This is a genomic window from Pseudooctadecabacter sp. (assembly GCF_020627745.1).
In the GTDB taxonomy this organism is placed as follows: Bacteria; Pseudomonadota; Alphaproteobacteria; order Rhodobacterales; family Rhodobacteraceae; genus Octadecabacter.
The window spans coordinates 1-21195 of record NZ_JAHDGE010000040.1; the positions used below are offsets into that span (position 1 = coordinate 1).

At 61.1% G+C, this 21195-nt stretch carries 20 protein-coding genes; 6 read left to right on the forward strand and 14 right to left on the reverse strand.

What is annotated here, in order from left to right; all coding sequences use genetic code 11:
• The 3 genes from QZ653_RS12905 to QZ653_RS12915 form a co-directional block, all read left to right on the forward strand.
• A partial coding sequence (locus tag QZ653_RS12905; RefSeq protein WP_296420556.1) for an acetyl-CoA carboxylase biotin carboxyl carrier protein subunit occupies positions 1–519 on the forward strand: 519 nt, incomplete at its 5' end.
• Positions 512–1360 (forward strand): hydroxymethylglutaryl-CoA lyase, encoded by an 849-nt coding sequence (locus tag QZ653_RS12910; protein WP_296420558.1) that lies wholly within the window; start codon positions 512–514, stop codon positions 1358–1360. The genes QZ653_RS12905 and QZ653_RS12910, both read left to right, overlap by 8 nt.
• Positions 1357–2148, forward strand: a complete 792-nt coding sequence (locus tag QZ653_RS12915; RefSeq protein WP_296420559.1) for a crotonase/enoyl-CoA hydratase family protein — start codon at positions 1357–1359, stop codon at positions 2146–2148. Before QZ653_RS12910 ends, QZ653_RS12915 begins: the two co-directional genes overlap by 4 nt.
• On the opposite strand, the gene QZ653_RS12920 is transcribed toward QZ653_RS12915, so the two are convergent.
• From QZ653_RS12920 to QZ653_RS12950, 7 genes are all read right to left on the reverse strand, one after another.
• Positions 2145–3275 (reverse strand): phenylacetate--CoA ligase family protein, encoded by a 1131-nt coding sequence (locus QZ653_RS12920; RefSeq protein ID WP_296420561.1) that lies wholly within the window; start codon positions 3273–3275, stop codon positions 2145–2147. The two genes, QZ653_RS12915 and QZ653_RS12920, sit on opposite strands and share 4 nt — an antisense overlap.
• Positions 3272–4099 (reverse strand): ABC transporter ATP-binding protein, encoded by an 828-nt coding sequence (locus QZ653_RS12925; RefSeq protein ID WP_296420563.1) that lies wholly within the window; start codon positions 4097–4099, stop codon positions 3272–3274. Before QZ653_RS12925 ends, QZ653_RS12920 begins: the two co-directional genes overlap by 4 nt.
• Positions 4100–4166: 67 nt before the next feature.
• Positions 4167–5450, reverse strand: a complete 1284-nt coding sequence (locus tag QZ653_RS12930) for an ABC transporter substrate-binding protein (protein WP_296420565.1) — start codon at positions 5448–5450, stop codon at positions 4167–4169.
• A gap of 64 nt (positions 5451–5514) precedes the next feature.
• Positions 5515–6591: a branched-chain amino acid ABC transporter permease gene (locus QZ653_RS12935; RefSeq protein WP_296420567.1), complete on the reverse strand. Its 1077-nt coding sequence runs from the start codon at positions 6589–6591 to the stop codon at positions 5515–5517.
• A gap of 18 nt (positions 6592–6609) precedes the next feature.
• Positions 6610–7605: a branched-chain amino acid ABC transporter permease gene (locus tag QZ653_RS12940; protein ID WP_296420569.1), complete on the reverse strand. Its 996-nt coding sequence runs from the start codon at positions 7603–7605 to the stop codon at positions 6610–6612.
• 17 nt (positions 7606–7622) lie between these two features.
• Entirely contained in the window at positions 7623–8444 is an 822-nt protein-coding gene (locus tag QZ653_RS12945; RefSeq protein WP_296420571.1) for an ABC transporter ATP-binding protein, read from the reverse strand.
• Positions 8441–10399: an AMP-binding protein gene (locus QZ653_RS12950; RefSeq protein ID WP_296420574.1), complete on the reverse strand. Its 1959-nt coding sequence runs from the start codon at positions 10397–10399 to the stop codon at positions 8441–8443. The genes QZ653_RS12945 and QZ653_RS12950 overlap by 4 nt, the downstream gene beginning before the upstream one ends.
• Before the next feature lie 147 nt (positions 10400–10546).
• Here QZ653_RS12950 and QZ653_RS12955 point away from each other — a divergent pair, with 147 nt between their 5' ends.
• On the forward strand, positions 10547–12463 hold the full coding sequence (locus QZ653_RS12955; RefSeq protein WP_296420577.1) for a PAS-domain containing protein: 1917 nt from the start codon (positions 10547–10549) through the stop codon (positions 12461–12463).
• On the forward strand, positions 12460–13164 hold the full coding sequence (locus tag QZ653_RS12960; RefSeq protein ID WP_296420579.1) for a response regulator transcription factor: 705 nt from the start codon (positions 12460–12462) through the stop codon (positions 13162–13164). Before QZ653_RS12955 ends, QZ653_RS12960 begins: the two co-directional genes overlap by 4 nt.
• Here QZ653_RS12960 and mmsB read toward each other — a convergent pair.
• Genes mmsB through QZ653_RS12985 form a run of 5 tightly spaced genes read right to left on the reverse strand, consistent with a single transcriptional unit; the run spans position 13161 to position 18147 of the window.
• Complete coding sequence (mmsB, locus tag QZ653_RS12965; RefSeq protein WP_296420580.1) at positions 13161–14030, reverse strand: 3-hydroxyisobutyrate dehydrogenase; 870 nt, start codon at positions 14028–14030, stop codon at positions 13161–13163. The genes QZ653_RS12960 and mmsB overlap by 4 nt on opposite strands.
• Positions 14027–15064 (reverse strand): enoyl-CoA hydratase/isomerase family protein, encoded by a 1038-nt coding sequence (locus QZ653_RS12970; protein ID WP_296420582.1) that lies wholly within the window; start codon positions 15062–15064, stop codon positions 14027–14029. The genes mmsB and QZ653_RS12970 overlap by 4 nt, the downstream gene beginning before the upstream one ends.
• Positions 15065–15067: 3 nt before the next feature.
• Complete coding sequence (locus QZ653_RS12975; protein ID WP_296420584.1) at positions 15068–16213, reverse strand: acyl-CoA dehydrogenase family protein; 1146 nt, start codon at positions 16211–16213, stop codon at positions 15068–15070.
• Positions 16210–17400: an acetyl-CoA C-acyltransferase gene (locus QZ653_RS12980; RefSeq protein ID WP_296420586.1), complete on the reverse strand. Its 1191-nt coding sequence runs from the start codon at positions 17398–17400 to the stop codon at positions 16210–16212. Before QZ653_RS12980 ends, QZ653_RS12975 begins: the two co-directional genes overlap by 4 nt.
• 9 nt (positions 17401–17409) lie before the next feature.
• On the reverse strand, positions 17410–18147 hold the full coding sequence (locus tag QZ653_RS12985) for an SDR family NAD(P)-dependent oxidoreductase (RefSeq protein ID WP_296420587.1): 738 nt from the start codon (positions 18145–18147) through the stop codon (positions 17410–17412).
• A gap of 65 nt (positions 18148–18212) precedes the next feature.
• On the opposite strand from QZ653_RS12985, the gene QZ653_RS12990 reads away from it, so the two are divergent.
• A complete protein-coding gene (locus tag QZ653_RS12990) occupies positions 18213–19250 on the forward strand; it encodes an AraC family transcriptional regulator (RefSeq protein WP_296420588.1) in 1038 nt (345 codons plus the stop codon).
• Here QZ653_RS12990 and QZ653_RS12995 read toward each other — a convergent pair.
• Both QZ653_RS12995 and QZ653_RS13000 read right to left on the reverse strand, forming a co-directional pair.
• Positions 19234–20307 (reverse strand): Gfo/Idh/MocA family protein, encoded by a 1074-nt coding sequence (locus tag QZ653_RS12995; protein WP_296420589.1) that lies wholly within the window; start codon positions 20305–20307, stop codon positions 19234–19236. The two genes, QZ653_RS12990 and QZ653_RS12995, sit on opposite strands and share 17 nt — an antisense overlap.
• Positions 20294–21076, reverse strand: coding sequence for a ThuA domain-containing protein (locus QZ653_RS13000; RefSeq protein WP_296420591.1), 783 nt, complete (start codon positions 21074–21076; stop codon positions 20294–20296). Before QZ653_RS13000 ends, QZ653_RS12995 begins: the two co-directional genes overlap by 14 nt.
• Positions 21077–21195 lie beyond the last annotated feature (119 nt).

Sequence of the window (21195 nt, forward strand, 5' to 3'; positions counted from 1 at the left end):
GCGCTGACGGGCTTTCGCACGTGGGGGCCTGCGGCGCATACCGTCGATTTGACCAGCGCGGGGGATGTGCAAACCCACCGTGTCACGCTCCTTGGGTCGAACAGGTTTGATGTGGATGGAACCATGTTGACCATTGCGCCACAGCCAAGCGGTTGGCGTGTCACGACGCAAGGCCAGACGTCTATGGCCCATGTCGTGCGCTATGCCAAAAACCTTGCGGTGTTCCGCGACGGGCGTTGCGATGTTTTCAGCCTCCCAGACCCCTTGGCGCAGGACACGGCAGAGGCTGGAGGCAGCGATGCGGTCACGGCGCCCATGCCCGGTCTGGTCAGTCAGGTCATTGCGGCCGCCGGGGACGAGGTTGCCAAGGGCGATGCCTTGCTGATCCTTGAGGCGATGAAGATGGAACACACCCTGCGCGCGCCCCGCGACGGGACAGTGGCCGAGGTCATGTGTGCCGCAGGGGATCAGGTCAGCGATGGTATGATCCTGCTGCAGATGGAGCCTGTGGATGGCTGACCACGTCACCCTGTTTGAAATGTCCCCCCGCGACGGGTTGCAAAACGAAGCCCGCCAGATTGCGACCACCGACAAGGTGCGGCTGGTGGACATGCTCAGCACCTGCGGCTTTCGCAAGATTGAGGTCACAAGCTTTGTCAGCCCCAAATGGGTGCCGCAAATGGCCGATGCGGCTGAGGTTTTGGGCAGGATCAGCCGTGCGGACGGGGTGGCCTATACCGCCCTCACCCCCAATCTGCGCGGGTTGGAGGGTGCGATGGCGGCCCGAGCGGATGAGGTCGCGGTCTTTGCCTCTGCCTCCGAAGGGTTCAGCCGCAAGAACATCAACTGTTCGATTGCCGAAAGCCTTGAAAGGTTTGCGCCGGTTGTCGCGGCCGCAACGGTGCCGGTCCGCGGCTACGTATCCTGCGTCACCGATTGCCCCTATGACGGGCCGACGCCGCCAGCCTCCGTCGCGCGGGTGGCGCAGGCGTTGATCGACATGGGCTGTTATGAGGTCAGCCTTGGCGACACCATCGGGCACGGAACACCGCAAAGCGTGGCCGCGATGTTGGATGCGGTGCTGGACGTCGTGCCCGCAATGAGGCTGGCCGGGCATTTCCACGACACCAAAGGCCGCGCGTTGGACAACATCGAGGTCAGTCTGGATCACGGGTTACGCACCTTTGACAGCTCCGTCGCGGGTCTGGGGGGCTGTCCCTATGCGCCCGGTGCCAAGGGCAACGTGGCAACCGAAGCCGTGGTGGACCTGCTAGAGGCACGGGGTTTCCAGACAGGGATCGACCGCGACAGATTGGAAAAGGCCGCAGCCTTTGCCGCAACGCTAAGGAGCGATGGATGAGTTACGAGACACTAGACGTCAACATGGACGCGCGTGGGGTGGCCACCGTCACGCTGAACCGCCCCGACAAACGCAACGCCCTATCGGCCCAGATGATGGATGAGTTGACCGATATGGCCCAGACACTGGGCGCGGATATCGCCACGCGGGCGATTGTGCTGCGTGGGGCGGGGTCCGTGTTTTGCGCGGGCGGTGATCTGGCGTGGATGCGTGACCAGATCACCGCCAACCGCGCCACACGCAAGGTCGAGGCCGCGCGGCTGGCCGATATGCTGACAGCGTTGAATGAAATGCCGACGCCGCTGATCGGGCGCATCCATGGCGCGGCTTTGGGCGGCGGTGTAGGTATGGCCTGCATTTGCGATGTGGCCATTGCGGAAACCAGCGCGAAATTCGGTTTGACGGAAACGCGGCTGGGTCTGATCCCCGCCACCATCGGGCCATACGTGATCGCCCGCATGGGTGAAGGCCGCGCGCGAAGGGTGTTCATGTCAAGCCGTGTGTTCGACGCCCCCGAAGCGCGGGATTTGGGGATCATCGCCAAACACGTCCCCGCCGGTGATCTGGACGCCGCGATAGAAGCAGAAGTCGCCCCCTATCTGTCCGTCGCACCCGGTGCGGTCGGCGCGGCCAAGGCCTTGGCACGGTCCCTTGGGCCGGTCATCGACCGCGCCACAATCGACGAAACGGTCGACCGCCTGACCCACATCTGGGAGGGCGAAGAGGCCGCCCACGGGCTGGACGCCTTCCTGACAAAGACGCCACCCCGCTGGGCGAAAGACGACTAGGTCGGCGCGTCGCGCAGGTCGGACACCAGCACGCCATCACGGGGCAAGCTGCCCACGTCCACGACCGTCACGGTGCTGCGCAGTTTCAACATGTCGTGGACCATAGCCTCAAACACGGAGGTGTCGGTGGTTGCGCTTTCCAACTTCACTTCAATCAGGTCACCCTTGCCGTTGCTTGAAACCTCAACCCGTGCGCGGGCGATGTCGGGGGAACTCTCAACAAGGGATGAGACCTGTTCAGGCCGGATGAACATACCCTTCACCTTGGTGGCCTGATCAGCGCGACCGCGCCAGCCCACGATGCGGGGGCGGGTTTCGCCAGACGGGTCGTCATCGGTGGCAAAGGCGCTCAGATCACCCACCGAAAACCGGATGATCGGATGGGCGGGGTTGAGGACCGTCACCACGACCTCCCCGATTTCGCCATGGGGAACAGGCGTGCCCGTCCCCGGTGAGACGATTTCGACGATCACATCGTCATCAATCACCATGCCATTGGTGCAGGTCGCCGTTTCAAAGGCAATCATGCCCACGTCGGCAGTGCCATAGGTTTGACGACACAGGATGCCCTGATCGGCGTAGGCTTGGCGCAACTGCGGGAACAAGGGCCCCGCGCTGACGGCGGCAAATTTGATCGCGCTGAGATCGCGGCCATCTTCTTCGGCGCGGTCCAGGATCAGCTGCAAAAAGTCAGGCGTGCCCGCGTAGGCGGTGACACCTGTGGCTGCGGCCACTTCGGCCTGCTGACGGGTGTTGCCCGGACCCGTTGGCACGACGACAGCGCCAACCGCACGCGCCGCGCTTTCAAACATCGCACCGGCGGGGGTGAAGTGGTACGAAAACGTATTCATCACCACATCACCGGCGCCCATCCCGATCTCTGTCAGAAAGCGGCCAAACCGCCAAAAATCGCCATGGCCGATCTTGGCCTCATAGATGGGACCGGGGGATTGGAAGATATGGGTCACGCCTACGGGGGCGGTGCCACCAAAGGGCGGGGCCTCGGCCTGTTGGGTCAGCAGTTCATCCTTGCGGGTCACCGGCAGCGACGCCAGATCGTCCAGCGCGGCGAGCGCGCGGTCCGACCCGAGGATCGCGTTAAGACGGTCAAGTTTCGACATAGTCATGACAGCCACCTTTTGCGACGCCGGTAGGACCGCACATCGCGGTAGGATTTGCGCCCCTCATCCGACAGGCCCAGATAAAATTCGCGCACGTCTGGGTTTTCACGCAGCTCAGCCGCCGTGCCCTCCATCACGACGCGACCGGATTCGAGGATGTATCCCGTATGGGCAAACCGCAGCGCGACGTTGGTGTTCTGTTCGGCCAGAAGAAAGGACACGCCTTCGTTTTCGTTCACGGATTTCACAATCTCGAAAATCTGTTCGACCAGTTGCGGGGCCAACCCCATGGAGGGTTCATCCAGCAGGATGGTTTCCGGGTTCGACATCAGCGCGCGGCCAATGGCGCACATCTGCTGTTCCCCGCCCGATGTATAGCCCGCCTGCGATTTGCGGCGTTCCTTGAGGCGGGGGAAATAATGATAGACCTTTTCAAGCTCTGCCGCGATGGCGGCGGCCCCGTCGGTGCGCGTGTAGGCACCGGTCAAAAGGTTTTCTTCGACGGTCAGGTGTTCAAAACAATGGCGGCCTTCCATGACCTGCACGACGCCCATTTTCACAAGCGTTTCTGGGTCCATGTCCTGCACCCGTTGGCCACGGTATTCGATGGTGCCTTTGGTGACCTCACCGCGTTCGGAATGCAGCAGGTTCGACACCGCCTTCAGCGTCGTTGTCTTGCCCGCACCATTGCCGCCCAGCAGCGCCGTGATGCCGCCTTTGGGCACGCTCAGGCTGACGCCCTTCAGCACAAGGATCACGTGATTGTAGATCACCTCGATGTTGTTGACGTCCAAAAGCGTCTCAACCTTGGGGTCTGTGGTGTCCAGCATGGCAGCGTTCCGTTTCAGATCAGGGGGTGCGGGGGCGACCACGCGGGCCGCCCCTGCGATGGATGCCTTAAAGGCAGCCGGGTTCGATGTTGTTCTCAGCGGCAAAGGCCATCGAATCTTCCGAGATCAGCGGATCAATGACCGCGTTGTCAGGCTCGATATAATCCGTCAGCGGTGTCCATGTGCCCGAAGACGCATTCCACTGCTGAACGATGCCCAGACCGGACCCGCCGTGGTTTTCACAAGAGACCGAAAACTCGGGCCCGATGTTGGCCATGCCGAGTTCATCCATACGTGCGGATGTAATCTCAAGCGCTTCCATGCCGTCGCGGACCATGGCTGCGGTCACATCGGAAACACCGTGGATTTCCTGCGCCTTGGCAATCGCCTCAGCCGCCAACATGGCGGCATACATGCCACGGGTGTACAGAACCGACCCGATGTTGGACCCGTCACCGGCGGCATTGCCCGCCTCATGGACCATCGTTTCGATCTCCCCAAACACAGGCAGATCACCGATGCGGTTCATGTTCAGCGACAGATATCCGTCCGCTGCGGCACCTGCGGGCGTCACGTCATGTTCGGCACCGGCCCACCAGTTGCCGATGAACTGATCCATCGGATAGTTGATGTTCGCGGCTTCCTGCACGGCGACCTGGTTCATCACACCCCAGCCCCACATCAGCACGTAATCGGGACGTTCACGGCGGATTTGCAGCCATTGGGATTTCTGCTCCTGACCGGGGTGGTCAACGGCGATCTGTGTCAGTTCGAACCCCATATCGGCAGACAGCGTTTCCAGCGTGCGGATCGGCTCCTTCCCGTAGGCGGAATTGTGGTAAAGCAACGCGATGGTTTTCCCTTCAAGCGACCCGCCGTTCTGTTCGGTCAGGTAGTTGATCATCACCGACGCCGCGTCCCAGTAGTTCGCGGGGTAGTTAAAGACCCAGTTGAAAACCTCACCATTGGCGGCAGACGTCCGGCCATAGCCCATCGTGTGGATCGGGATTTCGTCAACGGTTGCTTTGGGGATCAACTGATAGGTGATGCCGGTGGACAGCGGTTGATAGATCAACGCGCCTTCGCCCTTTGTGGCCTCATAGCATTCGACGCCTTTTTCCGTGTTATAACCGGTTTCACATTCCAGAATGCGGACTTCCTCGCCGCCAATGCCGCCGTCGCGGGCGTTGAGCAGGTTGAAGTAATCCTGATACCCGTCCGAGAACGGCGTGCCGCCTGCCGCGTAGGGGCCGGTGCGGTAGCTGAGGTCTGGAATGACCAGATCCGCGGCGGCCATGCCTGCGGTCAGGGCGCCGGTCAGGGCCAGCGTGCTAAGGGTCTTCATTTTCATCGGTATATCCTCCCATGGTTGCCGATGGTTTCAGTTGGGCGGGGCTCCTCCTCCCCGCCGGTCGTTAGTGCGGGAAGGGCCAAAGGCGGAGCTTTTCCTTCGCCAACCGCCATAACTGGGCAAGGCCATGCGGCTCCTTCACCAAAAAGAACATGATCAGAAGGCCCACGATCACCAGCTGGAAATGCGCCACAAGGTCCGTGGGCCAGCCCAGCAGATCAACGCCAATCAGTTTGAGGACCACAGGCAGACACACAAGAAACGCAGCCCCCGCGAAGGCCCCGAAGATCGACCCGAGGCCGCCAATGATGATCATGAACAAAACAAGGAATGATTTGTTGATGCCGAAGGCTTCCCCGACCTCAACCGCGCCCAGATACACCGCAAAGAACAGCGCCCCCGAGATGCCGACAAAGAACGACGACACGGCAAAGGCGGTCAGTTTCGCCTTGAGGGGGTTCACGCCGATGATCTCGGCCGCGATGTCCATATCGCGGATCGCCATCCACTGCCGCCCCAGCGCCCCGCGTGTCAGGTTGCGCGCGATCAACGCGCAGGCCGTGACGAAGACCAGACAGACCAGATAGCTGGCCCATGCGGGTGTGTTCGGGCCGGTCACGGCCACACCCAGCACCGTGCGTTCCGGCGCGTTGATCTGACCCGAGGCGGAGTAGTTGTAGAACCACGACACTTTGTTGAACAGCCAAACAAGAAAGAACTGCGCGGCCAGAGTTGCCACCGCCAGATAGAACCCTTTGATCCGCAAGGACGGCAGGCCAAAGGCCGTGCCCACGGCGGCTGTGATGCCCCCGGCAAGGATGACGTGGATAAGGATGTTCACATCCGGAAACGCCGTCATCAACTTGTAGCAGGCATAGGCGCCCACGGCCATGAACCCGCCTGTGCCAAGGCTCACCTGTCCGGCATAGCCCGTCAGGATGTTCAGCCCGATGGCCGCGATGGAATAGATCAGGAAGGGCAGCAGCAAGGCGTTCGCCGTGTAGTCGGTGATAAAGAACGGCACGACCAGAAACGCCACCGCAAGCACCACCCAATAGCGGTAGCGATCAAAGGCGATGGGAAAGGTCTGGCTGTCGGCCACGTAGGAGGTCTTGAAATCCCCCGCTTCACGATAAAGCATCAAAAGCCTCCCACAGGGTTAAACGCGTTCAATGATCTTCTCCCCGAACAAACCTTGCGGACGGAAGACGAGGAACAGCAGCGCAAGCACATAGGCGAACCAGTTTTCGGTGGCACCACCGACCATGGGCCCGATGAGGTATTCGAACAGCTTCTCCCCCACCCCGATGATCAACCCGCCGACAATCGCACCGGGGATGGACGTGAACCCGCCCAGCATGAGCACCGGCAACGCCTTGAGCGCAATCAGCGACAGTGAAAACTGCACACCGGATTTCGCGCCCCACATGATGCCCGCAACCAAGGCGACGAAACCCGCCAGCGACCACACCAAAATCCAGATGAAGTTGAGGGATATGCCCACCGAAAGTGCCGCTTGGTGGTCATCGGCCACAGCGCGCATGGCGCGTCCGTGTTTGGTGTATTGGCTGAACAGGATCAGCCCCGTCACCAGCACAATCGCCACACCCGTGGCCACGATATCCAGCTTGTCGATGAAGAACCCGTAGAAGTCATCACCGCCCAAACCGGCGGTCGCATCCTCGATCCAGCGGGCACCGCCTTGGGGCAGGCCCAGCGCCAGCGTCTTGATGTCGGACCCCCACATAAGGTCGCCCACGCCTTCCAGAAAATAGGCCAAACCGATGGTCGCCATGAACAAGATGATCGGTTCCTGCCCGACCAGATGACGGAACAGGAACCGCTGCACGGCCCATGCAAACAGCACCATCACACCCACAGTCATCGCAATCGCCAGCAGTGCAGGCACATGCCAGCCGAAGTGGTGGATTTCCGTCCCGAAGGTCGCGTTGATCAGGTGGGCGAAGGGAATCTGCCCTTCCATGATCCCCACCAAGGTCAAAGCCGCAAAAAGGGCCATGACCCCTTGGGCAAAATTGAAGATGCCGGACGCCTTGAAAATCAGAACAAACCCCAGCGCCACCAGCGCATACATCACCCCGGCCATCAGCCCGTTGATGACGACTTCGATGCCATAAAGAAAATCAGCGGACATGGGTGCCTCCTGCGGTTTTAGTCGTCATGGGCCACCCCCAGATAAGCGTCGATAACAGCCTGATTGTTGCGCACGTCATCCGGCGTGCCGTCGCCGATTTTCTTGCCGTAATCCATCACGACGACGCGGTCGCTCAGATCCATGACCACGCCCATGTCATGTTCAATAAGCGCAATCGTGGTGCCGAATTCGTCATTCACGTCGAGAATGAAGCGGCTCATGTCTTCTTTTTCTTCGACGTTCATGCCGGCCATCGGTTCATCGAGCAGCAGAAGCTTGGGGTCCGCCGCCAATGCGCGGGCCAGTTCGACGCGTTTCTTCAAACCGTAAGGCAGGCGGCCGACAGGCGTTTTGCGGATCGCCTGAATTTCCAGAAAATCAATGACCCGTTCCACCTTCTCGCGGTTCTCGGTCTCTTCGCGTTCGGCTTTGCCTTTCCAGATCGCCTGCGCCAGCATCCCCGATTTTGTGTAGTTCAGGCGGCCCGTCATAATGTTGTCCAGCACGGTCATCCCTTCGAACAGGGCGATGTTCTGGAACGTCCGCGCGATGCCTTGGCGGGCGACTTGATAGGGTTTCATCTGGGGCCGCTTGCGCCCGTGAAACCAGACCTCACCCTCCTGCGGGATATAGAAGCCTGAGATCACGTTCAGCATGGAGGATTTACCGGCCCCGTTCGGCCCGATAATGGCACGGATTTCGCCCTCCCGGATGTCGAAACTGATGTCCTTGATCGCCTCAACCCCGCCAAATCGCAGGGTGATATTGCGCAAATCCAGCATCACATCGCCAATGGTGCGTCCGTCTTCTGTGACGTAGCTTTCTGTCATGTCTTTCATTCTGCGGCCACCGTCATCGGGGTCAGAACCTTGGCATCACGGATGTCCAACGTCGCTTTGATCCGGCCCTTGCGGCCGTCTTCATAGGTGACCTCGGTTTCGGTGTAGATCGTGGGTGCGTCGGAATAGAGGGCGGTGATCAGGTCATCGAATTTCTCCGCAATCACACCGCGGCGCACCTTGCGGGTGCGGGTCATTTCACCGTCGTCGGCATCCAGTTCCTTGTGCAGCACCAGAAAGCGGTGAATCTGGCAGTTGGCCAGCATTTCATCCTGCGCGATCGAGGCGTTGACGGTTTCCACATGGCTCTGAATCGTGTCCAGCACCTGCTGGTTCTGGGACAATTCCTGATAGGAGGAATAGGCGATGTTGTTTCGCTCCGCCCAATTGCCCACCGCCGTCAGGTCGATGTTGATAAAGGCGGTGCAGCGGTCGCGGCCCGCGCCAAAGACCACGGCCTCAAGGATGTCGGGATAGAACTTCAATTTGTTCTCGACGTATTTGGGCGCGAACATGGACCCGTCAGCCATTTTGCCCACGTCCTTGACGCGGTCGATGATGCGCAAATGGCCGGAGGTTTCTTCGATAAATCCGGCGTCCCCCGTGGCGACCCAGCCGTCAGCGTCCTTGGTGTCCGCCGTGCTGTCGGGGTTGTTGAAGTATTCGACAAACACACCGGGGGACCGATAGAAGACCTCCCCACTGTCAGAGATTTTCAGTTCCACACCGGGCGACGCGACACCCACCGTATCGGACCGCACCTGCCCGTTGGGCTGTTGGGTGATGAACACCGTCGCCTCGGTCTGGCCGTAAAGCTGTTTGAGGTTGATCCCGAGGGACCGGTAGAACGAAAACAGCTCCGGCCCGATGGCCTCACCCGCCGTATAGCCGACCTTCACGCGGCCAAGGCCCAGCGTGTCCTTCAAGGGCGCATAGACAAAGTAATTGCCAAGCCGGTACGCGATCCGGTCTTTCAAAGACACCGCTTCGCCGTCCAGCAGTTTTGGTCCGACCCGTTTGGCGACGTCCATGTAGTGGTGGAACATACGCTGCTTGAGAGGGCTTGCGTCCTCCATCCGGATCATAACTTGCGTCAGTTGGCGTTCGAACACCTGCGGCGGGGCAAAGAAATAGGACGGTCCGATTTCGCGCAGATCATGCTGCATGGTGTCGGCGCTTTCAGGGCAGTTCACGCAGAACCCCGACCAAAGCGCCTGCCCCATGGAAAAGATGAAATCCCCGACCCACGCCATGGGCAAATAGGCGAGGATTTCCTCGTCCGATTTCAGGCTGTCAAAGTCGCAGGAATTTTTGGCGGTCTCAATCACGTTGCGGTTCGACAGCACCACCCCCTTGGGGCGGCTGGTGGTGCCGGACGTGTACAGCATGACACAGGTGTGGTCGTAGGTCAGCGCAGCGGTGCGGCGGTCAAGTTCAGCCTCGTTGCCGGCTGCACGGCCAGCCGCCTGCACCTCGGCATAGGATGTCAGATCACTGTGGTCGTATTTGCGCAGACCACGACCATCAAGATAGACGATGTGCCTCAATCCGGGCAGCTGGTCCCGCACGTCCGCGATTTTGTCGACCTGTTCCTGATCGCCGACAATGGCGAACTTTGCCCCGCAGTGATCCAGCGCGTAGGCGATCTCTTCGGCGGCGGCATCCTGATACAGGGGCACCGGAACGGCCCCCACCGATTGCGTCGCCAGCATCGCCCAGTAAAGGGCCGGACGGTTCCGTCCGGAAATGGCAACAAGATCACCTTCTGCGACACCCAGTGTCAGCAGGCCCTTGGCCAGATCAGCGACCTGAACAGCGGCGTCGGCCCAGCTCCACGTCTGCCAGATGCCGTATTCCTTTTCACGATAGGCGGTCTTTGCCCCCATCGTGCGCGCATTGCGTGCAAGCAGCGCTGGCAAAGATGCCACGCCCGTTTCAACCGGTCCAGCCGACATGTATGTCCTCCCGCGCCGCACCTCCCCGTGCAGCGATATAGGAACGCTAGCCAAAGACTCCTTCGGCAGTTTTTCCCAATCCTAACCAATTGTTGCATGTTCAGGTTGTGCCCTGTCCAGTACAGAATTCACGCATATGGTGAAATGATGAGAACACGCAGCCCTCAACTTGTCGGGATGATCCGGTCCGGCCTGAACCTGATCTCCCAAGCGATTTCGATTCACGATCAGGACCTGAAACTGGTCCACGCAAACCGCCGCTTCCAGATCATGTTCGGCCTGCCCGATGCCCTGATGGAACCCGGCACAGGGTTTGAGGAAACCCTGACCTATGTGGCCGAACGCGGTGAATACGGACCGGTCGATGACATACCGGCCTTCGTCGCGGACAAAATGGCCCTCGCCCGTCAGTTCGAACCGCATTATTTCGAACGCACCCGCGCCAATGGCACGTCGATTTCGGTGGATGGCAGCCCACTGGAAGAAGGCGGCTGGATCACCGTCTACACCGACATCACGGCCATCAAGCGGCAGGATGAACGTGTCCGGTCCCGCGCAGAAAGCCTGTCAGAGGAATTGATCGAACGGTCCGCCGCTCTGGCAGAAACAAATCGCGCGCTCACAGCGACCGTGCGCGCGCTTGAAGCCGCAAAAGAAGACCTGCGCGCCAGTCGGGAACGGCTCGATCTGATCAACCGGATGACACCGGCACATATCGCGCATGTGGATGAAACCGGCCATTACACCCATTCCAACGGTCGGCTTCATTCCATTCTGCCTGAAACGGGCCACAACATCATCGGACAGCACATGCGGGATGTGCTGGGCGATCATATCTGGATGCACGTCGACCCGCGTCTGGCCGATGTCATGACAGGAACATCGGATGTGTCGGAATTTCGGGACGACCAGTCGGGGCGGTTCATCCGGCTGGCCATGACCCCCGACTTCGGGCCCGAAAACACCGTGCGCGGGGCCTATATCCTGTCCACCGATGTCACGGACGAGGTGACCGCCCGCAACGCGCTGACTTTTGCGCGACGGCGCGAACTGGCGACACAGCTGACGTCGGCCATGGCGCATGACTTCTCGAACCTGCTGACCATCATCATGGGGGAACAATCCCGTCTGGATGCCGTCGGCGGACTGGACCCGAACGTGCGCGAAATCTCGGACACGATCAGAACAGCCGCGCGTCGCGGGGCGGATCTGGTGGGGCGGCTGAACAGTGTCTCTCCACGCCAGTCGCTTGACCCGACAGCGGTTAACCTGCCCGCGTTCCTCAAGGCTTTCGAACCGCTGGCACGGGCGGCGCTGTCTGACGGGCTCACGTTTTCGCTGACGTCCGATCTGCCCGATGACAGTCTGATCTTTGACGCGGGTTTCGCACAGGATGCTTTGCTGAACCTGATCATCAACGCAGGTGAGGCATGTGGCGGACGGGGGGCCATTGCCCTGACGGTCCGCAAGACACCCGACCGTCAGTTGCAGTTCCGTGTGACCGACGACGGGCCGGGTTTTGCGCCGACTGCCCTCGATGAGGCTGTGAACCCGTTTTATTCCACAAAAGGGGGCAAGGTCGGTCGGGGGCTGGGCCTGACATCCGCCTATGATTTTGCCAAGTCATCCGGCGGGATCCTTCATTTCGGCAACAGACCTCACGGCGGGGCAGAAGTGGAATTGCGCATCCCTTATCTGCTGTCCGCCACCCATGAAACCGGTCTGGTGTTGCTGGTCGATGACGAAGATCACGTGCGCCGCACCGTGCGCAACCATCTGCGGGCCTGCGGGCACGACGTGATCGAAGCCGCTTCGGTGGAGGAGGCCAGTCACCTGATGGGTGTCAGCGGCCTGACCCTGATCGTGACCGATCTGGATATTGGCGGTCAGGGCACGGGTCTCGATGTGGCTGCAGGCGCCCCCCCCGATGTGCCGGTTGTCATCATCACCGGCCTGCCGCCCGACGACCCCTTGCGGATCAAGGCCCGGACAGCGCATCTTGTCATGCAAAAGCCGTTCGGCTTTGACGATCTCAAACGCCAGTTGGACAAGATTTCCCGATGAATGCTGCCCGCATTTCCATCCTCGAAGACACGCTGGAACTGCAGCGACTGATTGGTGACGCGCTGACCGGCGTGGGCTACGACGTGCGGACCTATGGGCGCGCGCAGGATTTCGAACGTGATCTGGACGAGTTCCAGCCCAAGGTTTGCATCATTGACCTGGGCCTGCCGGATCAGGACGGACTGGGGTTGTTGCAGAAGGTGTCCGTCGGGCGCGACACCGCCATTCTGGTCATTTCAGGACGCTCCAGCCTGACCGACAAAATAGCAGGGTTCGAACTGGGGGCGGATGATTATCTGGCCAAACCTTTTGAAATGCCCGAACTTGTGGTGCGTGTACGGGCCCTTTTACGCCGGTCCAGAACCGCGTCCGCCCCGCAGGCCAAGACCCTGCACCGGGTGGCTGACATGACGGTCGATCTGTCGCGCTTTACCCTGACCGATGCCGCAGGCCGCGAAGAACGCCTCTCGGCAAGCGAGGTTGCGATCCTCACCGTTTTCCTGACCAATCCCAACCGCCTGATCACCCGTGAGAAGCTGCGCGAGGAACTGCAGGACCGCAGCGACGAACACTCCTTTGATCGCGCCATCGACGTGCGGGTATCGCGGTTGCGATCCAAGCTGCGGGATACGCCAAAAGACCCCAAAATCATCAAAACGGTTTACGGGGCCGGCTATATCCTGATTTCGGACGCCGATTAGTCGCGGGATTTGGCCGCAAGCCACGGCAAGACGCCGGAAAAATCCGTGCCCCGCCCACCTTCATCATTCACGAAGGTCGCATAAAGCTGCTGGGCCAGCGCGCCCATGGGCGTGGCAGCGTCAGAGGCTTGGGCCGCATCCTGACTAAGCCCAAGGTCCTTCAGCATCAGTTCTGCCGCGAAGCCGGGGGTGTAGTTGTTGTCCGCAGGGCTTTGCGGGCCGACCCCCGGTGCGGGGCAATAGGCATTCATCGACCAGCTGTAGCCCGACGACGTGCTGACCACATCAAACATCGCCTGACGATCAAGGCCGAGCTTATCGGCCAGCGCGAAGGCTTCACAGGTGCCCAGCATCGTGATGCCAAGGATCATGTTGTTGCAGATTTTCGCGGCCTGCCCGGCCCCTGAGGCCCCGCAATACACGGCCTTCTGACCCATAATGTCGAAAAGGGGTTTCGCAGTTTCAAACGCAGCCTCACCTCCGCCCACCATAAAGGTCAGCGTCCCGTCTGCCGCCCCTTTGATCCCGCCAGACACCGGCGCATCCAGCGCGCCAAGACCTGCCGCAGCCGCGTCACCCGCCACGGCGCGCGCGCTGTCCACATCGACTGTCGAACAATCCAGAAAGACGCCGCCTTGCGGCAAAGCGGGAATAACCTCTGCCGCGACGGTGCGCAAAATCTCCCCGTTGGGCAGCATGGTGATGGCAACGTCGGCGCCCCCGCACGCCTCGGCGACAGAGGACGCCATGGGCAGACCCTCGGGAGCCACAACAGGATCGACGCCCATGACATCATGACCGGCGGCGACCAGATTGGCCGCCATCGGCGCGCCCATATTGCCCAGCCCGATAAATGCGATTTTCATGTGTGGTCCTCCGCCATGGTCCAGTCGTCGGCACCCAAGGGGGCCATCATGTTGTCGATGTCCGCTTGCGGGACGTCTTTGGTAGTATGCTGCCATTCTGGCGCGAAATCACGGTCAATGATCTGGGCGCGGATGCCTTCAAGGAAATCGCCCTGTTGCGTTGCACGCGACGTGAACCGGTACTCGCGTTGTAAGGCCGCCGCAACGTTGCCCCCTTTCGCCGCACGAATGGCCTGCAACCCGCAGGCCTGCGCAAGGGGGGATCCTTTGGCCAGACGTTTGATCGTTGAGGCCGCAAAGGCGCTGTCCGTGGCATCAAGTCCGGTCGCGATTTGGCCCAAATCCGAATGGTCGAAATGGGTGTCGATCTGGTCTTGCAACCCCGCCAAAGTGCCCCCGTCTGCCCGCGCTTTGGCCGCATCAATGGCCGCAAGATCAGCAGTGTCGATCAATCCGGTTTTCAGGGCGTCCCATGCAGCCTCGGGCACCATGACATCCGCAAAGGTCGCATAAATGGCGTCCGCCGCGTTCATCCGCGTGCCGGTCAGGCCAAGGTAGGCCCCGACCGCGCCGGGGCCACGGGCCAACAGGAACGTCCCCCCCACATCGGGGATCAGACCAATGCCGCATTCGGGCATGGCGACCTGTGACGTCTCCCCCACAATCCGGTGGGACGCGTGGCAGGCCAACCCGACACCGCCGCCCATAGTGAACCCCTGCATGAACACAACGACCGGTTTGGGATAGGTGGCGACCTTCAGGTTGAGGCGATATTCCTGCCGCCAGAAATCGCGCCCGAACTGGTGGTTCCCTGCGATGCCCTGCGCATAAAGATCGGCAATATCACCGCCCGCGCAGAACGCCTTTTCGCCCACCGCATCAATGATGACGACCTCAACCGTATCGTCCTTGCGCCACGCATCCAGCGCCTGTTCGGCGACCACCAACATATCCGCCGTCAGCGCATTCAACGCCTTGGGCCGGTTCAACGTCATGCGCCCGGCGCGGCCTTCAGTGCGGATCACAATATCCATGGATCAGCCCGCAGCCTCCGCCATGACGGCGCGGCCGATGACAAGACGCTGGATTTCGCTGGTGCCTTCGTAAATCTGGCAAATGCGCACATCGCGGTAGATGCGTTCCACAGGGTGATCGGCCAGAAACCCGTACCCCCCGAGGATCTGTATCGCTTGCGAACAGACCTTTTCCGCGATCTCTGAGGTGAACAGTTTCGCCATGGACGCCTCTTTCAGACAGGGCAGTCCGGCGTCCTTCAGGGCGGCGGCGTGAAACACCATCTGCCGCCCGGCCTCAAGCTGGGTGTCCATGTCGGCCAGTTGAAACGATATGCCTTGATTGGCAGCAATGGGCTGGCCGAACGCCGTCCGATCCGCCGCGTAGTCCCGTGCATATTCAAAAGCAGACCGCGCCATGCCCACGGCCTGTGCAGCGATCCCGATGCGCCCGCTTTCAAGATTGGCGAGCGCGATTTTATATCCCTGCCCTTCCTCACCCAGCAGGTTTTCGGCGGGCACGCGCATGTTTTCAAACGCGATCTGACATGTGTCGGACGAATGGATGCCCAGCTTGCGTTCGACCCGCACGACTTCATACCCCGGTGTGTCGGTCTCAACAATAAACGCAGAAATGCCCCGCTTGCCGGCTGCCTTGTCGGTGACTGCAAAGACAATAATCATGCTGGCAGACGACCCGCCGGTGATGAACTGTTTGGCGCCGTTCAGCACGTAATGATCCCCGTCACGGGTGGCTGTCGTCCGAAGGTTTGATGCGTCCGACCCCGCCTGTGGTTCCGTCAGGGCAAAGCCGCCGATCCATTCACCGGAGGCCAGTTTCGGCAGGTACTTTTCCTTCTGCGCATCGGTGCCATAGTCACGGATCGGGCCACACCCGACCGAACTGTGAACGGACATGATGGTCGAACAGGCCCCGTCCCCTGCGGCGATTTCTTCGACCGCGCTGGCGTAGCTCACGAAATCCGCGTCAAAGCCGCCGTAGCGTTCGGGCACCTGCATGCCGAGAAAGCCAAGCTCCCCCATCTTGGCGAGTTCCTCTTTTGGAAAGCGCGCCTCACGGTCCCGCGCTTCGGCACCCGGCCAGAGTTCCGCTTTGGCGAACTGTCGGGCCATATCGCGGATGGCGGTTTGTGTCTCGTCCAGGATCATGATCCCTCCATCAGTTCGAGCGCGATGGCGGTGCCTTCGCCGCCGCCAATACAGATCGCGGCCATGCCGCGTTGGACCCCACGGGCGCGCATGGCGTGCAACAGCGTCACCATGATCCGCGCACCCGACGCGCCAATGGGATGGCCCAGCGCGCAGGCGCCGCCATTCACGTTGACCTTGTCATGGGGCAGGCCCAGTGAATGCATGGCGGCCATGGCGACCACCGCAAAGGCTTCGTTCACTTCGAACAGACCGTAGTCATCCAAGGTGGTGTTGGTTTTCGCCAACAGCTTTTCCACCGCACCGATAGGCGCAATGGGGAATTGATCGGGGGCGACCCCATGGCTCGCGTGGCCGGTGATGCGGGCGATCGGGGTCAGGCCCTTGGCCTTGGCGACGGAGGCACGGGTCAGCACCAACGCTGCCGCCCCGTCTGAGATGGACGAGGCATTGGCCGCCGTTACGGTGCCGTCTTTGGCAAAGGCCGGACGCAGGGTGGGGATTTTCTCGGGCCGAGCGGATTTGGGCTGTTCGTCGCGGATGATGGTGTGGGTCGCTTTGCGGGTCGTAACCTCAACCGGTGCAATCTCTGCATCAAACGCGCCAGCGGCGTCTGCCGCCAAAGTCCGTTCCAGCGACGCGATAGCGTATTCATCCTGCGCTTGCCGGGTGAACTGATAATCCGATGCGCAGCGTTCGGCAAAAACACCCATCAGCGTGCCGCGTTCATAGGCGTCTTCGAGGCCATCAAGGAACATATGATCCTGCGTGACCCCGTGCCCCATCCGCAAACCATCACGGACCTTGGGCAACAGATAGGGCGCATTCGACATGCTTTCCGTGCCGCCTGCCAACGCCATGTCGATCGACCCTGCGGCCAACAGGTCATGGGCCAGCATCGCGGCCTTCATGCCCGATCCGCACATCTTGTTGATGGTGGTGGAAACCGCATCGTGGCCCAATCCGGCGCCCAAAGCGACCTGCCGCGCGGGGGCCTGACCCTGCCCCGCGCTCAGCACGTTGCCGAAAATAACTTCGTTGATGTCAGTGGGGATGATACCGGCCTCAGCGACAGCGGCCTTGACCGCGACGGCGCCCAGCTCGGCGGCGGTCATCGGGCTTAATTCGCCGCCCAAGCCGCCCATGGGGGTGCGTTTGGCAGACAGGATCACAATTGGGTCTGTCATCGGTCTCTCCTATTTGGCCGCCATGCGCAGGGCACCGTCCAGACGGATCACCTCCCCGTTCAGGGTGGTGTTTGTCAGGATGTGTTCCACAAGCGCTGCGAAATCATCAGGGTCGCCCAACCGGGGCGGGAAGGGAATGGTCGCCCCGATGGAGGTCTGAACCTCCTCCGGCATGGCCTGCATCATCGGCGTGTCAAACACCCCCGGCGCGATGGAGGCGACGCGGATGCCATCACGGGCCAGTTCACGGGCGGCTGGCAAGGTCATCGCGGCAACGGCCCCTTTGGAGGCCGCGTAGGCGATCTGGCCGATTTGCCCTTCGAAGGCCGCGACAGAGGACGTGGTGACAATCACGCCGCGCTGCCCTTTGTCGTTGGGCGCGTTGCGCTGCATCGCCGCCGCGCACGTCGACATCAGATGAAATGTCCCCATAACATTGACCGCCATGACCTTGGCAAACAGGTCAGCGTCGTGCGGGCCGGATTTGCCGACAAGCTTGGCCCCCGGCGCGATTCCGGCGCAGGTCACAAGGGCTGAGATCGGGCCAATCCGGTCGATCACATCCTGCACGGCCTTGGCGTCCGTGACGTCGCAGGCATGGGCCGTACATTCGTCGGGCAGGTCCGTCGCATGAATATTCGCCACGTCCACTGCAGCGACCCGTGCGCCTTTTGCTGCAAGACGCCGCATCACGGCGTGTCCCAGACCGGATGCAGCCCCCGATACGACAACGGTATGTTCAAACATTGTCTTCCTCCATCCCGCGACGATAGCACTTGCGCCCCTTGCACACAGTGTCACAGTGTTCTCAAATGTTGACACATAAAGACAGTGAGACCGACGCCCCCGCCGTGGCTCCGATTTTCGTGCAAGAGGCGCTGGCCTGCGCGCGCAAGGGCGGCGTGAACATGGACAGGTTGCTGGCAGATGCGGGACTTGTTCCATCTGATCTGGCAGATTTGAACACACGCCAGTTTGGCCGTATCTGGCTGCACCTGTCCTATCACATGCAGGACGAATTCTTCGGCCTCGGGATGCGGCCCATGCGCCCGGGCAGCACCACCCTTCTGGGCCACGCCATTCGCGGCGCACCAACCGTCGGGGCCGCATTGAACCGCGCCTTGCGGTTCCTGCAGGTGGTGCTGGACGATCCCCACGCCACAACCCGCATGGACGGCCGGTCCTGCTGCGTCGAACTGCACCAGACAGCGCCCCTCAGCGCCTTTGCCTATCGAACCTTCTTTCTGATCGTCCACGGCTTTACCTGTTGGACGGCAAGGGAACGCATCCCCTTGAGCGCGGTGGATTTCCCCTGCCCCGAACCGCAGGCGCAAAACGACTACGGGGATTTCTTCGGGGTGCCTGTCCGGTTCAACGCCCCGTCGGCGCGGATGGTGTTCGACCGCAAATACCTGACCCGCAGCGCCAACCGGTCCGAGGCGGACCTCAAGCGGTTCCTGCGGTCCCTGCCAGAGGCTTTCCTGCGCGGATATCGCGATACAGAGGGCCTCAAACATGTGATCATCAAAACCTGTCTCAACGGACCGGCGACCGATTGGCCCGATGCCAGCGCCGTCGCGGAACGTCTTGGCATGTCACGGTCCACCCTGCACAGATTGCTCAAATCATCAGGCCACTCCCTGACTGACCTGAAGGACGAACAGCGCCGGAACCGCGCCACCGCCCTGCTGTCACGAACATCCCTGACAGTGACAGAGGTGTCCGCCGCTGTCGGCTATGCAGACGAGGCCGCGTTCTATCGGGCGTTCCAGCGATGGTACGGCACGACGCCCCGCCATTTGCGCATGGCCAGACGCCCCGACCCGCCAAACCCTAACCGGCCAGACTGATCCGGCTGCTGCCCTTTTCATCCGATGCCTCCGCCGCATCCAGAACGGCCTGCAGTCTGGCACCTGTTTTGAAATCGGGCTGTTGTTGTCGTCGGGTCCGGACGCCCGTAACAAAAAGATCAAACAGGTCATACCCCGCGCCCGCCGTCCGGTCGCGCCATATCTGCGTTTCAAGATCATCCCCTGTGCAGGTCCGCAACCGTCCAGCCCCCTGTTCAAAGGCCACCTCAAGCCCGCCCTTGTCGCCGTAAAGCCGCACCCGCAAATCATTATGGTGACCGGAGGCAAAGCGGCTGGCGCTGACAACGCCCATGGCTCCGTTGTGCAGCCCTACCGTCAGCGCGCAACTGTCGTTGGCATCAAGATGATAGTCCCCGATCCGGTTGCCCGGCGCCTTGTCGAACGTCTGCAACCGGCAGGACACCTCGGCCACATCGCTGCCGGCCACATGGGTCACAAAGTCAAGGATATGGATGCCCACATCACCCAGAACACCCTTCGATCCGTGCGCCTGGGACAGTCGCCACAACCATTCCGTCCCCGTTCGCCAGTCGCCCCACGCAGGCTGCGTCAGCCAGCTTTGCAGATAGGACGCCTCGAAATGACGGCAGGCGCCGATCTCTCCGGCGGCGACAAGGCGTGCGGCGGCTTGAACAACGGGGACATTCCGGTAGCTCAGGTTGACCATATTGATGATGCCCGCAGCACCGGCCAGATTGGCCAGGTCTTCCGCATGAGCATGGGACGTCGCCAAAGGTTTTTCGCACAACACATGCTTGCCCGCCGCAATCACTGTTTTTGTCGTGGGATAATGGGCCGCATCCGGCGTGACGTTGGACACTGCGTCAAATTCCCCCCAAGCAATCGCGTCCTCAAGTGAGGTGAAGGACCGGTCAATGCCATGCGTCCCGCAAAAGTCCTGCACGCGGGTTTCGTCCAGATCGACCGCCCCGACGATCTGCGCATCGGGATGCGCCGCATAGGCCTTTGCATGGGTGTTCGCCATATTGCCCGTTCCAAGGATCAAAACGCGGACCTGCGGCCTAGCGGAACCCATCTTCACCGTCCTTGTGCAAACGCGCGCCTTTCTGGGTTAACGGCTCCAGCGCCTTTTCAACCGGAATATTGGGGGCCTCGTGGATCCCGCTCATGCGCGGCTGCGGCCTATGTGCCCAGCGCACAGCATTGACCAGAACCTGCTGGATCAGGGGCTGGTGGTAGGTTGGATAGGTTTCATGTCCGGGGCGGAAATAAAACACATTGCCTGCCCCGCGCCGATACACCAGACCGGATCGGAACGCCTCCCCACCCTCGAACCAGCTGAGGAACACAGTCTCGAGGGGTTCCGGCACACCGAAGGGCTCTCCATACATTTCCTCGTTCTCAAGATCGAAATGGGCGGGCAGCCCTGCGGCAATGGGATGACCCGGTGTCGTGACCCAGATGCGTTCCCTCTCTCCGGCCTCGCGCCACGTCAGATTGCAGGATGTCCCCATCAGTTTCTTGAACGGTTTCGCAAAATGGGAAGAGTGCAGAAAAATGATGCCCATGCCCGACAACACCGCATCACACACCCTGTCGCAGACAGCATCGGACACGTCACCATGGGCCGCATGGCCCCACCAGATCAGCACATCGGTGTCGTCAAGGCGGCTTTGTGACAGGCCGTGATCGGGCTCCTGCAACGTGGCCGTGGTCGCGGTGATCCCGTCATGGCTGTTCAACGCCTGTGCAATGCAGCCGTGTATCCCGTCAGGGTAAACACCGCGCACAACATCGTTTTCCTGTTCGTGAATATTCTCGTTCCAAACCACAACCCGGATCATTGCCGTCCTCCCCCTGCATCAGCCGACACAACCGCCCCACCGCGCACAATGCAAGCACCTTGGCGACCCCGGCAGGATTCGAACCTGCAACCTGCCCCTTAGGAGGGAACCGTTCATAG

Coding starts and splice junctions, on each gene's coding strand:
- QZ653_RS12910 (WP_296420558.1), top strand. CDS start 512: ATGGCTGACCACGTCACCCTGTTTGAAATGTCCCCCCGCGACGGGTTG.
- QZ653_RS12915 (WP_296420559.1), top strand. CDS start 1,357: ATGAGTTACGAGACACTAGACGTCAACATGGACGCGCGTGGGGTGGCC.
- QZ653_RS12920 (WP_296420561.1), bottom strand. CDS start 3,275: ATGACTATGTCGAAACTTGACCGTCTTAACGCGATCCTCGGGTCGGAC.
- QZ653_RS12925 (WP_296420563.1), bottom strand. CDS start 4,099: ATGCTGGACACCACAGACCCCAAGGTTGAGACGCTTTTGGACGTCAAC.
- QZ653_RS12930 (WP_296420565.1), bottom strand. CDS start 5,450: ATGAAAATGAAGACCCTTAGCACGCTGGCCCTGACCGGCGCCCTGACC.
- QZ653_RS12935 (WP_296420567.1), bottom strand. CDS start 6,591: ATGCTTTATCGTGAAGCGGGGGATTTCAAGACCTCCTACGTGGCCGAC.
- QZ653_RS12940 (WP_296420569.1), bottom strand. CDS start 7,605: ATGTCCGCTGATTTTCTTTATGGCATCGAAGTCGTCATCAACGGGCTG.
- QZ653_RS12945 (WP_296420571.1), bottom strand. CDS start 8,444: ATGAAAGACATGACAGAAAGCTACGTCACAGAAGACGGACGCACCATT.
- QZ653_RS12950 (WP_296420574.1), bottom strand. CDS start 10,399: ATGTCGGCTGGACCGGTTGAAACGGGCGTGGCATCTTTGCCAGCGCTG.
- QZ653_RS12955 (WP_296420577.1), top strand. CDS start 10,547: ATGAGAACACGCAGCCCTCAACTTGTCGGGATGATCCGGTCCGGCCTG.
- QZ653_RS12960 (WP_296420579.1), top strand. CDS start 12,460: ATGAATGCTGCCCGCATTTCCATCCTCGAAGACACGCTGGAACTGCAG.
- mmsB (WP_296420580.1), bottom strand. CDS start 14,030: ATGAAAATCGCATTTATCGGGCTGGGCAATATGGGCGCGCCGATGGCG.
- QZ653_RS12970 (WP_296420582.1), bottom strand. CDS start 15,064: ATGGATATTGTGATCCGCACTGAAGGCCGCGCCGGGCGCATGACGTTG.
- QZ653_RS12975 (WP_296420584.1), bottom strand. CDS start 16,213: ATGATCCTGGACGAGACACAAACCGCCATCCGCGATATGGCCCGACAG.
- QZ653_RS12980 (WP_296420586.1), bottom strand. CDS start 17,400: ATGACAGACCCAATTGTGATCCTGTCTGCCAAACGCACCCCCATGGGC.
- QZ653_RS12985 (WP_296420587.1), bottom strand. CDS start 18,147: ATGTTTGAACATACCGTTGTCGTATCGGGGGCTGCATCCGGTCTGGGA.
- QZ653_RS12990 (WP_296420588.1), top strand. CDS start 18,213: ATGTTGACACATAAAGACAGTGAGACCGACGCCCCCGCCGTGGCTCCG.
- QZ653_RS12995 (WP_296420589.1), bottom strand. CDS start 20,307: ATGGGTTCCGCTAGGCCGCAGGTCCGCGTTTTGATCCTTGGAACGGGC.
- QZ653_RS13000 (WP_296420591.1), bottom strand. CDS start 21,076: ATGATCCGGGTTGTGGTTTGGAACGAGAATATTCACGAACAGGAAAAC.